Origin of the sequence: Vibrio hepatarius (assembly GCF_043642085.1) — a bacterium.
Classification (GTDB): Bacteria; Pseudomonadota; Gammaproteobacteria; order Enterobacterales; family Vibrionaceae; genus Vibrio; species Vibrio hepatarius_C.
The window spans coordinates 288,501-302,981 of the sequence record NZ_JBHZSA010000001.1 but is presented as its reverse complement, the minus strand read 5'-3'; the positions used below and the strand labels follow the sequence as shown (position 1 = coordinate 302,981).

Here is a 14,481-nt window from a genome sequence, read left to right as displayed (position 1 = left end):
ATTCCTTAAGAACGAGATGGATGTTACCGAGAGTTATTCAATCCTGCAAGGGCATTTTTAATGATTTGAAGCCGTTTGCTTTATAACTAATCGAATTGTTGCTGTTTTATCCGTCTCGATTAAGAAAATGTGCGTTAAATCACGCACATAGTAGGGACTATTTATTGTCCACGTCCGTCAAACATCACAACGATAGTACGAGTAATAATCGACAAGTCCATGCTTAGCCAAGATTTCATAGAACAGAGCGATAGAGCATAACTATGGTCATAACCCACTTTACGGCGTACATCATCGATACATGTATCGTAACCTTGGTTGACTTGAGCAAGTCCGGTAATACCTGGCATCACACCATAAGTACGATCGGCAAAGTAAGGAATCGCATTTTCCAGCTTTTGATAAAAACTTGGGCGCTCAGGACGAGGACCGATTAACGACATATCACCGAGAACGACATTAAACAGTTGGGGGATTTCGTCAAGACGGGTTTTACGTAAGAAGCGCCCAACAGGAGTAATACGCGGATCATTCTCTGTCGCCCAAACCGCGCCGGTTCGTTGCTCTGCATCTTGATACATGGTGCGAAACTTAATTATTTCAAAGAACACCATTTTTTGAGGGGTCGATTTACCCACTCTTAGCTGCTTGTAAAACACAGGACCTGGTGAACTTATCTTGATGGCTAAAGCAATAAAAGGAATGAAAGGTGACAACAGCAATAACCCAAACAGAGCACCGAATAGGTCAAACAGTCGTTTTGCTAGCCAGATAGATATGTGATTTGAAACGTTGCTCATAATTAGCTCCTTATTGATCTACACGAGACCACTTTCCTGATTCAAGTCCGAATAAATAACGTAAGCCACCAATGAAGTTGGCATAGTGACCAGCGACGACGTAAAGGATCACTTTGCAGGTTTTGTGGCAGAAAATGTAAGGTAGGTAGTAGCTCAACAGCGCGACTGAATAGAGCGCAACTTGGGCTACAACCGCTAGAGAAAACAATGGGTGTTCAATTAACCAAACCGACGAGACAAAACAGAGAATCAACAAGTAAGGCGTCAGCAATCGTAGACCTTTACCAGACATAAAGGCGAAGGCAATACCACGATACTTGGGCAAAAACATATCGGCTAATCGAATTGCTTGTTGCATATTGCCTGCGGAGATTCGTAGTCGACGGCGAAAGTCATTTTCTTGGTTGGTGGGTTCTAACTCTAAAGCCACCATGTTTGGTTCATAGATAGCCGAATAGCCTTTTCTGACAATCGTCATGGGGATCATGAAGTCGTCGTTAATTGTATTGGCTTCCATCTCTTCAAACAGATGAGTTCTAAATAAGTAGAAAGCCCCGTGAGCACCCAAAGTTGAGCCCAACGTCGCCTCGTTCATTTTGACTTTACTTTGGTACTGCCAATAACGGTTTTCACCTTCGTTATGGCTATTAAACAGTTGGTAATGGCCGTTGACGACACCCACATGTGGGTTTTGGAAGTGTTTATTCGCAATCCAAAGCGCATCGATAGAAATCAATGCCGAAACGTCACTCAAGGCGATAATGTCACTTGAGATGGTTTTGAGTTGCTGATTGACCAGTGCCACCTTGCCTTGATTTTGGGTAAACGCGCGTATTTCAAAGTGTGTGTCTGCGCAAATCGCTTCTTGAATGGTTTGTTCGGCAATCGTAACGGTATTATCACTACATCCATCGCAAGCAATGATGACTTTGAGTTTATTTCGCGGGTAATCAAGCGAAGCAATATTACGGATCTTGTCTGCGATCCATTGTTCCTCATTGTAAGCCGGAATCAATATCGTAACCGCAAGACAACGGCGGTCGCTGTTCATTGCGCGATAGCCGCGAACTTTGTGTTTTATGGACTTTAACGGGTGATGACGGGAATACCACTTTAAGAAAATAGGGTAGCCGACATGGTGATAGACCACTAAAAGGCTGCATAGCACAAATATGATTGAAAGCGTCAAGTCCATCATGCGGTCTTCTCCTCTGCCAGTGAATGGTATGCCTGTATCATCATCTTGATATCGTTATGCTTTAGGACAAAATTTCTTGGCGATACATCAAATTGCTCATTGATGTTGCATAGAATGCTAGTGGCAAGTGCTAGTGGGTTTTCACTCGGTACAGATGCGCTAGTGATTGGGCATAGGGTTTCTTCTGTTGCGCCAACCTTTGTTGCTACGGTGGGAATGCCACAAGATTGCGCTTCAAGTGTCGACAGTGGGAACCCTTCGCTGCGAGAAGGAAGACAAAATAGATCTAAGCTCTGATAAAAGCGTGGCATGTCATTAACTAGCCCCATGAAGGTGACTCTATCTGATAGCCCAAGTTCACTAACCAAAGCTTCGAGGTTTGCGCGCTCATTCCCATCGCCTGCGATCGCTAAGTGGATATTCTTCGGCAAAGAGCATATTGCGTGGATAAGTACGTCGTGGCCTTTAACTTGCTCCAAACGTCCAGCAGTCCCGACTAATAACGTATCAACAGGAAGAGAAAGTGCTTGTCTCGCTAAGAGTTTAGAGCCGGGTTTGAACGTCGCACAGTCGATACCATTTTTTATTACAGTAACGCTATCAAGGTTAAGCTGCTTTTGTACTTGATCACGCACCAAGGCGGCATCTGCGACTAGTTTTGGCTTGGCGATTCTAATCGCGAGACTTTGTAAAGAACGATGTTTGAGGCTAGAAAGGTGCCATGCATCGTGTTCAGTGTGAATTCTAACTTTAATATTAGCTAAGCGAGCTGCGATGGAACCATACAGAACAGGGCCAATATGATGGGTATGTACAACACTCGGTTTGAATGTCCGAAATAGCTTATACAGTTGATAGAGTGTTTTAACGCTATAGCCATTGGGCTTGTTCAAGAACAGTAATTGATCTTGAAATTGGGCTAAGCGTGGCCAATTATCGATCGATTCTTCCCTTGTTCCATCCAAACTGACGATTAAAACGTTATCTCGATTAGGGGAGTAGCTGAGCATATTTAGCGCCAAAGCCTCAAGTCCACCTGGGGCAAGGTGCTGAACGACGTGGATGGTTGTCGAACCTCTGTTCATAATAACTCCTCGTTACTGTCTTTTAGAGAAATGCTTTTGATGGTGGAAGTAAATCAATCATCATCAAATGTAGGCGTTAATAAGAGAAGAAGCATTATCTGTGCCAATAGTATTGACCTTGTTTATCAATTGGTTATGTCACTTTATCCTGATTTGATATTGGGCGTTTCAATTTGAATTGCGTTATGAATGATAAGGTTTAATTTTTGGAATCTGAGTAAGCAAAGGCGCATTGGTAATCTGTTCTATTTCTTCTTTACGGCGTACAGATGAATCGAATAACTCGATCAAAACGGCAATACCGCAGCCTAAACCGATACCCGCAACAATCCCTGCGATGATAAAGACGACGATTGGCAGGTTGGCTGGGCGACTAGGCGTATAAGGCAAATCGATAATCTTAACGCGTTTGTTTTGCTCGAAGATACCCAATGAACCTGTTAGCTGAGCCATCTCATATCTTTGAATCAGTTCATCGTATAGCTGGCGCTTGACCTCAACGTTACGCGCAAAACGATGCATCACTTTGGCATTATCACCGAAACGATTGGCTTCTTGCTCTAGCTCTTTGATCATGGTTTCTAAGCTTTTGGTCTCTTCAGTGAGAGACTCGTATCGGCCTCTTACTAGCTGCAAACTGTGCAGTTGGGTAACAAGAAGGGGTTGTACATCACCCAGCTCGCGTACTTTTGCGCTGCTGGCGATATCCCATAGCTGTTCACTACTAATAGATGGCTGCTCGGTGTTGATTAAGAGTTTGCGTTCGTTTTCAAGACGGCGTAACTCTCGCTCTTTGCCCTGAACTGCGCTGTGACTGTCAGTATACTTGGCTTTTAGCAGCGTCAATTGGCTTCTTATATCAATGATTTGGTCTTCAATTTTACCGACAACAGGGTTGGTCTTGGAAAGTTGTTGGTCTAGTGAACCTAGACTTCTTTCGACCCCTGCAAGCTCGGCTTTTTTCTCTGCGTAACTTTGTTTAAGCGCTGCGAGTCGGCCTAGGGCTTGGCTTTGCATCTCTGGTGTAACTGACGCATAGCGGTTTTTGAAATCAGCAAGTTCGTTTTCTGCTTGCTCCAAGGCAACGCGTCTTTTCTCTATATGAATAGCCAAGAACTCTGAGGAGTCTTTGATTGACGAACGCTCAGGAGCAAGGAGTTGTTCGATAAAGTGATCACTGACCGACTCTAACATCTCTTTCATCCCAGTAGGTGAGGGAGCGGTGAACGAGATCTTTAAGAAGTCTTTACCCGGTTGGGTGACCGATAAGCTATTGGATAGCACGCTGATGACATAATCTTTCTCGGCCGGTTTCATTTGGTCATTGATTAATTCATGTTCCATGGCGACGGCTGTCAGTACATGTCGACTTTTTAGTAGAGTACTCAAGGCATTAAGACGTTCCTTCAGCATGGTCGAAACGGCAATGTCTTCGAGAAACGGATTCATTTTTGCAGTCTCTTGGATCAACATTGAAGTATGAGAAACATAATTGTTTGGCGCCATTTTACCAATAAAATAGCCAACAAAAGGCAAGATAAGTATCGGTACAACGATAATGTAGCGCTGGCGCCACGCTCCGTTGAGGATGATGACTAATCGTGTTTTAAGCTCATTCATAGTGACTCCAACATTTCATGAACTAGTTGACTTCGTGCATTCCAACTGTTCTTGTCGATATTATTTAAGGTGACAGCGGGGCGGGTTTGTTCTAGCGACTGAAGAGCGCTAGAAAATGCATCGGCGTCAGGAGCGACATCAACATAATCAACATAGGGCGTCAGTGCTGGAAATGGCGTACTTATCACACGGCTTCGCGCTGCCAAGTACTCAAGGAGCTTAAGTGGACTGCATGAAGCAATTTGATCATTGGCAACAAACGGTAGCAGGCTGACATCCCAGTGTTGGCTGTAGCTAGGTAATTCGTGATGCGCTTTTGGACCTAGGTAATGCACATTACTCAATTGAGGAAGTGGATTGTAGTTGAGCTCGATCGGGCCGATAAAAACGAACTCCCAGCTAGGGTTATCAAGGCAAACTTTATGAATCAGTTTATAGTCTAACCAGTTTGATAAACTGCCATAAAACCCGGCGATCTTTTTCGTTGCGCAAGGCAGGTCCTTTGCTCGTGGCACGCGTTGACGAAACAACTCAGTGTCAACGCCATGGGGTACATAACGTGTTTTGTTTTGAGGGAACTTAGCAAGTAATTTAGCGCTGGCGGCGAAAATAAGATCGGCGTTATTGATCAGCTTAAATTCGTGTTTAGCAACGACATGGTGATCAACGCCAGCCAGCGACGAAAAATCATCACCACAATAATAGACGACAGAAGATTCGCCCAGGCTTCCACACAGGTCAGCAGCCGTGGGCAAAGAGCTCCATAGTACGGGCTTATTCAAACCTAACCGCTGTACGATAGGGCGTAACTGAGCGCAGATAAGGGCTTTCGCCACATAGCGAGCAAACGCTGAGTGTGGAGCCGGTATGGTACGCAGATTAACCACGGTTATGTTGCTAGGAGTTTCAAGGCTAGTTCTATAGCCGCTTTTCCCTTTGCCCATTAACTTGAAGAAAACGCGCTTAATGTCGTGCGAAGTGAGTTTGGGCTGGCGTAAGCCGATAGAGTTCACCCAAAGGACTTTTCGCTGTTTCGCTAAGCGCGTCACTAAGTGTTGTGTGCTAGAAGGGAGCCCACCAAAGTCTTCACCGAATACAATCAAATCACGCATGATGACCTCCGGTCTGTTTAAGGTGTTTAACGATTTTTGCAGGGTTTCCTACTGCGACAACGAAAGGAGGGAGACTTTTGGTGACGACACTACCGGTACCAATAACGGTTCCTTGTCCAATCGTTACATTTGGACAAATCGTTACATTGGTCCCTAACCAGACATCATTCTCTAGGGTGATATCACCGACATCACAATCAAGGTCACCTTGCCCTTGAGCACGCAATTCTGAGTCCATTGAGTGGCCAGAGTAGCCGAATAGGAACGCTCTCCCAGCGATTCGAACATTGTCTCCGATGATGACTTTATTCCCGACAGCAATGGTGCTTTGCCAGCCAATGTCAACGTTGCTACCAACAATCAGTTGAGGTTGCTTACTTAGAGGGCGTGCACTAAACGTTGTTTGTCCGGAGATACGGCAATCATCACCTAAGGAGATGTTGAGTGGGCCGGAGACGAGTGGAACACCACCGAATAAGTAGAGTCCACGTCCATAGTGATCAAGCTTGCCTTTAAACGCGGGAGTGTTGATAAAGATACGTGTAGCACCATGGAGGATACTTCTCATGCCGCCATACAATAGGGCAATAAGACGGTTGAGCAATTTGGGCGTAGGTAAATCACATGCTCGAATTGCTTTTAAAGCATGAAAGACGCGACGAAAAGAGGGATTGTCGTGATTTTTGAGCCAGTCTTTAAGGCCGTGAGCTTGCTGTACCAACATAACGTGCTTCCTTTTTATCTATTTGAATAGAAGCTGTATCATGTTGCATGCCAAAATAATAATGCTTAAGGAACAATGGGTTATGATATGGCCGTTTCAGTGTTATTGAGATTTCTCAATTTGAGAATACTTTTGAGTAATACGCGATAGGGAGATACAAAGCGCTGCTAGGATATAGATTGGCCAAGTAAACCCTTGAGTCAGGAAGGTACCAGAAACAATGGTGCCAATAACACCAGCGTAAACTGCAAGTGCAGTAGCGGTCAGGTAAGGAGAGACGGATGGCCCTTGTTTATCTAATACTGCCAGCGTCTCTTTACTGGTTTTGATCAGCGAGACAATAATAGCAATAAATATGATCAAACCAAGAAATCCGGTTTCGGCTAAAACACCAAACCAAGTACTGTGTACCGCGTGATTTAAACCATCCCAATGCGGGCTATAGAAAAAGTAATTCGCATAGAAATTGTTCAAGCCAACTCCTGTTAGTGGGTTATCTAATGCCATCTTAAAGGCGGCTTCCCACGCGTATAGTCGACCCATCGCGGATGCGTCAATCCCTTCTTCCGCAGATCCTCCGGATTGTCGATCAGAGATGCCAGCCATCGCGAAAAGTGCAAACAGTCCAATGGTTGCGATCATGATGAGCAGTGCTTTGGATTTGATTAATCGTAGGCCGAATATGCCAAAAACAGCGATGGAACCGAGCAGGCCACCGCGACTTTGGGTGGCTATAACCGCAGCCATGGCGAGTATAAGGCATATAACGCCGATAAAACGAGAGAAACCAATCCCTTTCGTCACCGCAAAGCTCATCGCAAAGGCGAGTGGAAACATAAGAACCAGCGATAAGTCGTTAGGATCGCCGAGCACCGAACCCAATTGACGTCCGATTGTGACACGGGAGCCTTCAACAATTCCAATCCCATTGATTGAGTTAAATAACGCTACGCAAGCGGTGAGTAGGCCGGCGAGAATGATTAAAGTTGAGATCTTTTTTACCGACTCTTCACTATTAACCAACCAAGCAATCGCCAGCGTCATGATGATTATTTTCCAATAAATATTTTTGAAATAGGTAATCGCAAGACCGGGATTGGAGGATAAAACAGCCCCAATAACCACCAGAAGCCAGAATATGGCTAGCCATGTAAAGCTAGGGTGCCAATAGGTCTCAAGTTTACGACTGATCAAGCTATGCCATAACAATGCTGCTAGCGCCCCCATAGACAGTAGTAGCGGAATTTTAAGTGAATAGAGAGCGGGTAGAGATTCATGAATGCGGAAAAATGAAAAGAGTACAAATAGACTGACGAACCAAAAGGTCTGATTGAGTACAAACAAAGCCCCCAATGGCGCAAAGCATATTGCAATGATTAACAACGGGTTAGGTGCAATCGCCCATACCGCCGCGAGCAGCATGCATACGGCAGTCATTACAATAGTGGCTTTGGTTCTTTCTAGGTCGGTCATTGCGCTTTACCTAAATAGGTTTGCAGCGCACTGTATGCAGACTTAAACGACGCAATATCGATGAGTTTGGCTCTAAGCGCATAAGCAAGCAAAGCTAGAGGTTGCAAGAACAGCATCAGTAATGAAAGCTCAACATGTTGTTGATAGCGACTGGTCACCAAAAATAGTGTCGTGAGAACAATTAAGCCGGCGAGTGCTGGAGCTTGGTATTGAATTGGAGCGAGTGTCTGACTGCGCCAATAAGTCGCTAAAAAACGACATAGCTGGCCAATAATTAACGCAAAGAGAATGACATCTATGCCCGCCCCAATGGTGGCTAGACATATCAGAAAAGCGGTCACCGTTGCGCCGATATTGATCATCAGAAGTTGAGTTGTTTTCTTGCGATACAACACGCCAAAATTAGTAAACTCAACCAGCTCTTTAAAGAGCATCATACAAATGGTTAGGCTTACATATGAGGCGGCGAGTTTGTAGGTGTCAGGTAACGCAACTGAGATAAACACCTGGCTTAACCAAGAAACGACCACGGCGACTACGCAAAGCAACATGATGCCTTGTTGAGTAATTTGCGCTGTGTACTGTGCTCCTAGACGCTCCATGGCTGAGAATCGCTTAGGCATCCACCACATATGAAAAGGCTGAACTAGAATGCCCACACCAATCGCGAATTTTGCTGCAATGGCGTACATACCGAGTGTTTCTAGATCGGTAGTACCTGCGATGATCCAACGTTCTGCACCGCTTAGACCAAAGGCGACAACACCAGAAAGCATTAACGGGGCTGAATAACCAACATATCCTTTGAACTCCGAGTAACGTGGAAGGGCAAATTTGAATCCGAGCTTCTGATGCAGGAATAGGAATTGGCCAAATGTACACAGCACATTGAGTGCAAAGATAGCGGTTACGCTTGGAATAACGTTGAGTGCAATGATCAGTAAACTGACTTGCAGTGATACAGTCGCAATGCATACTTTGAAAAACATTGTCGCTTGATTTTTCAATCTTAACCACGCCAAGCAAATTGCTAGCGGTGCTTCATAACATAACACCAAAGCGATAAGACATATGATGTTGTTGGACATCGATTCTATTTCAACTGCAAACACCCAGTAAGCCAAGAGTACGATGACACTTAAGCAAAAAGAGAGGCAAAGTGTCGCACTGTAAAGTTGGCCTGCTTTCTGTTTTTTTTCTTCATCATCTCGCACCACACCAACAAAGCGGTAGAGGTTTTCATGCATCGCAAGGCCAATGACGAGGCTAAAAAACATGGTGGTGACGCCAATGAGTTCAAGTTGACCAAGCTGCGCCGGTGATAAGTAGTAAGCCATCAAGGGCAGCGTGATTAGAGAGATACCTTTCATTAAGATCACGCTACATGCGTATAGGCTGATGCTTTTAAGTTGTTTTTGACTCATCTGGCTTCTCCTACACTCATCTACTCACAGATATGAATAACTGGTGTGACAGCGTCACTATTTATATGCTGTGCAAGTCTTAAGTAACGGTATTCTGCTTTGTACTGTTCGGCCGTTTGCAATGCGTTGGCCTGGCATCGATTCAACACACTGGCATCATTGGTTGCATAGAGCAGGGCGTTGACCAGAGAGTGAACGTCATCGGGTTGATATTTGATGCAGTCTTGGTCATGCGTGAGTTCGTTATCCCAGAACGCACCATCTTGAGGAATGATCACACACATACCAGCGGCAAGCGCTTCAAGGATTGATAGCCCGAACGGTTCTTTTTGGCTAGTTGAAATGAATATGTTGGATTGAGCTCTGATTGCATCTAAATCGACAGGGTCGTCATACCATTTGATATGGCGAATATTAATTGGCGCTTCAGAAATGGGTAAGCAAGTGTCTTTGGGGCGGATAAAACAAATGTTTGCCGATACGGGCTTAAAGCGGGAGCATTCCTTGAGCGCTTCAACGAAAAGATCCAGTCCTTTCCACTTAAGTAACGACGCCGCCCAAAAGCAGATTGGCAGATCTTGCTGTGCTTGGGTAGGCCAGCGAGCGTGTGGCAGTCCGTTGATAAAAGATTGGTAACTGGAAGAGTTGAGATAAAATTTAGCAAGAACGCGGCTGTCAGACACTCCCGTTGCGTGAGCTAAATAGCATTCAAGCGCCGCCAGTAAGCTTTGCTTTGTCGACGGTAAATAAAACACCGCTTCCGCTTGCGCAAGGCAATATCCAATTGAGCGCGAGCGCCCGACATTTCCGTGAATAAGTTGGGTGACACGGTAAGTGAATAGACGTCGTGCCAAATAGATCGGCATATCAATACCGGGCCCAGAGGCACCAACGACTTGATGGATATGGCCAAATCGTAATAGCGAGAAGAGAAGTTGTATCAGTAGTAAACCCTGATTTAGCCAATAGAGATAACCATGGTGATGCTTCATCAGCCACGCAACATGCCACAACTTGGCGACTCTAACCTCATTATGAGAGCATAGCTCCGTTGCTTGCCAATATGCAGGGTCGACAGTAAGAATGATAAATTCGCAGTTTTTACGGTTACACAGGTTTAACGCGTCACTGGTTGCTATCTTCGACCCTCCTTTAAAAGGGATAGGATCGAATACTAAGGTTTGGCTTCGACTACCCATGCTCACCCCCTAATGCTAAGCGGTTCGCGACAAATGTTTTCAGTGGCGAGAATGTATGTAAGATTGAACGCGCTTGCTCTTGAGGTTGAGATAACAGTTGGCGATACAGCGCTTCAATTCGACGACATGAGTTATCAAGAGAGTGATTAAGAGAAATGTATTGGTGCGCTTGTTTGCCGAGCTTTTGACATAGATTTGGATTAGCGACGGCGATGCGCATCGCATTGGCTAGTGGGGCAATCTTGTAGTTAGGGTAAAGAATACCGGTCTTACCATGACGGATAAATTCAGGGATACCACCTTCGAATGGGGCAACAATTGGAAGCTTGGCAAGGGCCGCTTCTGCGACAACCAGACCAAACGCTTCACTTCTTGCGCCACTGACAAATGCATCACAGCCTTTAAGCCAGCCTAAAACATTGCTTTGCTCACCGACAAAATGAATATTGGCAGCAAGGTGAAGGTAATCCGCTTGTGATTCCAGTTCATTACGTAGTGGGCCATCACCAATTACGACAAGGTGTACATGCGGATACTCTAAGGTAACGTGTCGCAGAGCCGTAAGAATGCGATCAACCCCTTTGCGCTTGATTAACGAGCCGACCGTGGCAAATACAAAGCTATCTTCAGGCAGCAATAGCTTGGTTTTGACGTGTACTTCTGGCTGAGATTCTAGGCTTTTTACATCAATACCATTATGGATAATTGATAGTTTTTCTTCTGGGTAACCATCTTGTAGTAAAGACTTAGCAACATAGCGACTCACAGAAATGATATGCGGAGATAAATGTAAGCCGGTCGTTAGACGTTCACGCGCTGGGTAAGGGCTATGCAGCTGTGTTACTAAAGGGACTTTCTTAGCATGGGCAGCGGCGAGCATCCATTGACAAGGTGCGGCGCTGTTAACATGGATCAGGTCGATCTCTCTGCGTTCAATGATGTCACACGCTTTTTTGAACAGGCGATACCATTCACTAACGTCATATTTAGGCGCTTTCCATCCGAGTAAAAGTGGGAAATCTGAAGTTTCACCAGGAACAAAGTCGCTATCTAATGCGGCTAACAGCGCTTCATTATTAGTCCAAACATATGGACGGTACTGACGATTGTCTAAATAATGAATTAAGTCGAGTAAGCACTTCTCGCTACCACGAATCCAATTATCACCGTAATGTACAAATAAGATTTTCTTAGCCATAACCCGTTCCTTCAATTCAAAATAGTATCGATACTGATGTCGACTACTATTGATAAGGCAAGGGGAGTGCCAATAAATCAATAATGATAAGCTGCTGATTTTATTGGATTAAAATTAATGACTGTAATGTGAAACTGCTATTTCTCAATTTGAAAGTCAGATTGATATCTGGATGGGAAGTAAAGACGGAGCAGTTGTGGGATAACGGCTTCGGCAGAATAAGCCTGTTTGATAGTGTTAATTGCAGAGGTCTGCATCGCCAGTAGCTGCGTATCATCAAAAGCAGTAAATCCGGCTAAAGCGTCATTAAGTTCCGTCATTGAATCGGTGAGAAAGCCATTGTCGTTATTAACGATTAGGTGAGAAAGATTGCCAACATTAAGAGCAAGCACCGGGATGCCACGCCCCATCGCTTCTAATGCGGTCATTGGTAAACCTTCATAGCGAGAACATATGATGAGCAATCCAATGTCGCTCCAAACCGAGCTCATATCAGATTGGTGGCCATGAAAAGTGACATTTGGTGGCGAGACTTTTTTAAGCTGCTCCTCCATTGGCCCACCACCATAAATTTCAAAATTTAGAGCCTTGTTGAGCTGCGCCAAATCTACGATTCGGTCTGGACCTTTCTCTTCACTTAAACGGCCGACAAAGGCGATAGATTTTCCTCTGCTTGGGGTGAGGTTACGGTCGTCGATAAAGTTATTAAACGCGAGTGTTTTGACTGGCAGTTTTGCAGAAATTTTCTCACTAACAGCGATGGAATGACATGAGAGAAAGGCGCTAAATCGGTCTATCAAGTCATATAACCAAACTATACCATTGGGGGTCTCTCCCGCATGATAAGTCGATATTTGGCGAACGCCTGTGGCTACGCGCGCTAGCTTACTGACAATACTGGCTTTGTATCCATGAGCGTGGATCAGTGCTGGGCGCTCAGATTTAATCTGTTTGAGCAAATAGGGGAGGTAATGACGATTCGTTTGATCAAGATATTCAGCTTCAATGCCAGCGTTATGGAGTTTGGCCGCTAGAAGAGATTCTGATTCATACCGGCGAATAAGCCAGACCTTGACTCGCACTTGGTGTTGCTTGAGCCCATTCGCGAGCTCAAGCAAGTGCGTTTCGATGCCACCAAAAGTGAAGCTATCGATAATGAGCCATACCTGATTAGACGGTTTGGTGTTCATCCTCTGCTTCCCAAGCTTGTTTCTTGCGGTATACCGTTGAAGGGCTCAGCTCCAACAAGACTGCCGCGTTCAAGACGTTACCATCACAATAGTCGATAGCTTGTTGGATAGTTTCACGCTCTATTTGCCACATAGGGCGAATAGTCACTGGGCGTTCAGGTGCGTTTGCAAAAGGTTGCTCAGGATTTGGTGCTGCATTGGAGTGAGCGGGTTCTTGTGGCGTAGGCGCTGAGACAACAGGTTGAGTCACTGCAGTTTTTGCTTTTTGGTTTCGGGTAATTTGTTCTGGCAAATGAGATAAGCGTAGGTGCGTGTCATCATTGAGGACCACAATATTACGAATGATATTTTGCAGCTGTCGGACATTGCCTGGCCAGTTGTAACGCTTTAAGGTTGATTCAGCATCACGATGAATGGCAGCGAACTTTTTACCATCTTCTTTTGCGTACATTTTCAAGAAGTGTGTTGCTAATGTGAGAATGTCATTACCGCGATCTCTTAGCGGTGGCATATCAACAGGAACCACATGTACGCGATAATAAAGGTCTTCTCTGAAGCGGCCTTCTTCAACTTCCAATAACGGATCTCGGTTGGTTGCACAGATTATCCGTACATCCACCTTCATTTCCTTTGTTGCGCCCAAGGGAGTGAAAGTGCCAGTTTGCAGGAAACGCAGCAGCTTTTTCTGGATTTCCAATTCCATTTCGCACAACTCATCTAGGAAAAGCGTACCTCCATTGGCCATTGACGCCGCACCTTTGCGATCAGCCGTCGCACCGGTAAATGCGCCTTTTACATGGCCGAAGATTTCGCTTTCCATCAAATCTTTAGGTATCGCGCCGCAATTTATAGCGATGAATGCTTTGTCTTTACGCTTGCTTTCTTGGTGAATAGCTTCCGCGCAGACTTCTTTACCTGTGCCACTTTCGCCAATCACGAATACACTTGCGCTGGTGGGCGCAACGGAATCAATGATCTTATAGACCCCTTGCATCGGTAAGCTTGAGCCGATAAATCCGTGAAAGCGATTTCGGTCAAACTTGTTCTCGATGTCCTCTACAAGGTTAGCAAGTTTCACTTGCTGTAAGTGCAGGGCGATTGACGTTTTGAGGCGATCGGCATTGATCGGTTTCTCTAAGAAGTCTTTCGCACCCTTTTGAACCAAATTGACCGCCAAATCTACAGAGCCATGGGCTGTTGCCACGACCACGGAAGTGGGAACTTGGCGCTCATTGATCCAATCGAGTATTTCTTCCCCGTGCATATCAGGAAGTTTGAGATCTAGAATCACCAGTTGCGGGATATTGCGCTCAATGAAGGCAATAGCTTCCTTGCCTGTTTCAACATGGAAAAGATCGTAGGGTTCATCTTTTACATATTGCTTATACAAAATCGCCAAAGAGGTGGAATCTTCTATTAATAATACTTTTGGTTTCATTCGTGATGTCCTATCTATTA

Annotated in this window: 12 protein-coding genes; all 12 read right to left on the bottom strand. The window is 45.0% G+C overall.

Features of this window, described 5'->3' with window-relative positions; translation table 11 throughout:
• Window positions 1-161: 161 nt before the first annotated feature.
• The gene (locus ACHUFZ_RS01375; RefSeq protein WP_394125539.1) at window positions 162-800 is read right to left on the bottom strand and encodes a sugar transferase; all 639 of its coding nucleotides are present in this window, start codon (window positions 798-800) and stop codon (window positions 162-164) included.
• Between the two features lie 10 nt (window positions 801-810).
• The gene (locus ACHUFZ_RS01370) at window positions 811-1,998 is read right to left on the bottom strand and encodes a glycosyltransferase family 2 protein (RefSeq protein ID WP_394125538.1); all 1,188 of its coding nucleotides are present in this window, start codon (window positions 1,996-1,998) and stop codon (window positions 811-813) included.
• On the bottom strand, window positions 1,995-3,083 hold the full coding sequence (locus ACHUFZ_RS01365; RefSeq protein ID WP_394125537.1) for a glycosyltransferase: 1,089 nt from the start codon (window positions 3,081-3,083) through the stop codon (window positions 1,995-1,997). Before ACHUFZ_RS01365 ends, ACHUFZ_RS01370 begins: the two co-directional genes overlap by 4 nt.
• A 183-nt stretch (window positions 3,084-3,266) precedes the next feature.
• Window positions 3,267-4,703 carry a GumC family protein gene (locus ACHUFZ_RS01360; RefSeq protein ID WP_394125536.1) on the bottom strand — a complete coding sequence of 479 codons (1,437 nt, stop codon included), beginning with the start codon at window positions 4,701-4,703 and terminating at the stop codon, window positions 3,267-3,269.
• A complete protein-coding gene (locus tag ACHUFZ_RS01355) occupies window positions 4,700-5,815 on the bottom strand; it encodes a glycosyltransferase family protein (RefSeq protein ID WP_394125535.1) in 1,116 nt (371 codons plus the stop codon). The genes ACHUFZ_RS01360 and ACHUFZ_RS01355 overlap by 4 nt, the downstream gene beginning before the upstream one ends.
• Window positions 5,808-6,539: an acyltransferase gene (locus ACHUFZ_RS01350; RefSeq protein WP_394125534.1), complete on the bottom strand. Its 732-nt coding sequence runs from the start codon at window positions 6,537-6,539 to the stop codon at window positions 5,808-5,810. The genes ACHUFZ_RS01355 and ACHUFZ_RS01350 overlap by 8 nt, the downstream gene beginning before the upstream one ends.
• Before the next feature lie 102 nt (window positions 6,540-6,641).
• Window positions 6,642-8,012 (bottom strand): O-antigen ligase family protein, encoded by a 1,371-nt coding sequence (locus ACHUFZ_RS01345; RefSeq protein WP_394125533.1) that lies wholly within the window; start codon window positions 8,010-8,012, stop codon window positions 6,642-6,644.
• Entirely contained in the window at window positions 8,009-9,436 is a 1,428-nt protein-coding gene (locus tag ACHUFZ_RS01340; RefSeq protein WP_394125532.1) for a lipopolysaccharide biosynthesis protein, read from the bottom strand. The genes ACHUFZ_RS01345 and ACHUFZ_RS01340 overlap by 4 nt, the downstream gene beginning before the upstream one ends.
• Before the next feature lie 20 nt (window positions 9,437-9,456).
• Window positions 9,457-10,635: a glycosyltransferase family 4 protein gene (locus tag ACHUFZ_RS01335; RefSeq protein ID WP_394125531.1), complete on the bottom strand. Its 1,179-nt coding sequence runs from the start codon at window positions 10,633-10,635 to the stop codon at window positions 9,457-9,459.
• The gene (locus tag ACHUFZ_RS01330) at window positions 10,628-11,833 is read right to left on the bottom strand and encodes a glycosyltransferase (RefSeq protein ID WP_394125530.1); all 1,206 of its coding nucleotides are present in this window, start codon (window positions 11,831-11,833) and stop codon (window positions 10,628-10,630) included. Before ACHUFZ_RS01330 ends, ACHUFZ_RS01335 begins: the two co-directional genes overlap by 8 nt.
• Window positions 11,834-11,970: 137 nt before the next feature.
• On the bottom strand, window positions 11,971-13,023 hold the full coding sequence (locus tag ACHUFZ_RS01325) for a glycosyltransferase family 4 protein (protein WP_394125529.1): 1,053 nt from the start codon (window positions 13,021-13,023) through the stop codon (window positions 11,971-11,973).
• A complete protein-coding gene (locus ACHUFZ_RS01320) occupies window positions 13,004-14,461 on the bottom strand; it encodes a sigma-54-dependent transcriptional regulator (protein ID WP_394125528.1) in 1,458 nt (485 codons plus the stop codon). The genes ACHUFZ_RS01325 and ACHUFZ_RS01320 overlap by 20 nt, the downstream gene beginning before the upstream one ends.
• Window positions 14,462-14,481: the final 20 nt, after the last annotated feature.

Coding starts and splice junctions, on each gene's coding strand:
- ACHUFZ_RS01370 (WP_394125538.1), bottom strand. CDS start 1,998: ATGATGGACTTGACGCTTTCAATCATATTTGTGCTATGCAGCCTTTTA.
- ACHUFZ_RS01345 (WP_394125533.1), bottom strand. CDS start 8,012: ATGACCGACCTAGAAAGAACCAAAGCCACTATTGTAATGACTGCCGTA.
- ACHUFZ_RS01365 (WP_394125537.1), bottom strand. CDS start 3,083: ATGAACAGAGGTTCGACAACCATCCACGTCGTTCAGCACCTTGCCCCA.
- ACHUFZ_RS01350 (WP_394125534.1), bottom strand. CDS start 6,539: ATGTTGGTACAGCAAGCTCACGGCCTTAAAGACTGGCTCAAAAATCAC.
- ACHUFZ_RS01330 (WP_394125530.1), bottom strand. CDS start 11,833: ATGGCTAAGAAAATCTTATTTGTACATTACGGTGATAATTGGATTCGT.
- ACHUFZ_RS01320 (WP_394125528.1), bottom strand. CDS start 14,461: ATGAAACCAAAAGTATTATTAATAGAAGATTCCACCTCTTTGGCGATT.
- ACHUFZ_RS01355 (WP_394125535.1), bottom strand. CDS start 5,815: ATGCGTGATTTGATTGTATTCGGTGAAGACTTTGGTGGGCTCCCTTCT.
- ACHUFZ_RS01340 (WP_394125532.1), bottom strand. CDS start 9,436: ATGAGTCAAAAACAACTTAAAAGCATCAGCCTATACGCATGTAGCGTG.
- ACHUFZ_RS01325 (WP_394125529.1), bottom strand. CDS start 13,023: ATGAACACCAAACCGTCTAATCAGGTATGGCTCATTATCGATAGCTTC.
- ACHUFZ_RS01335 (WP_394125531.1), bottom strand. CDS start 10,635: ATGGGTAGTCGAAGCCAAACCTTAGTATTCGATCCTATCCCTTTTAAA.
- ACHUFZ_RS01375 (WP_394125539.1), bottom strand. CDS start 800: ATGAGCAACGTTTCAAATCACATATCTATCTGGCTAGCAAAACGACTG.
- ACHUFZ_RS01360 (WP_394125536.1), bottom strand. CDS start 4,703: ATGAATGAGCTTAAAACACGATTAGTCATCATCCTCAACGGAGCGTGG.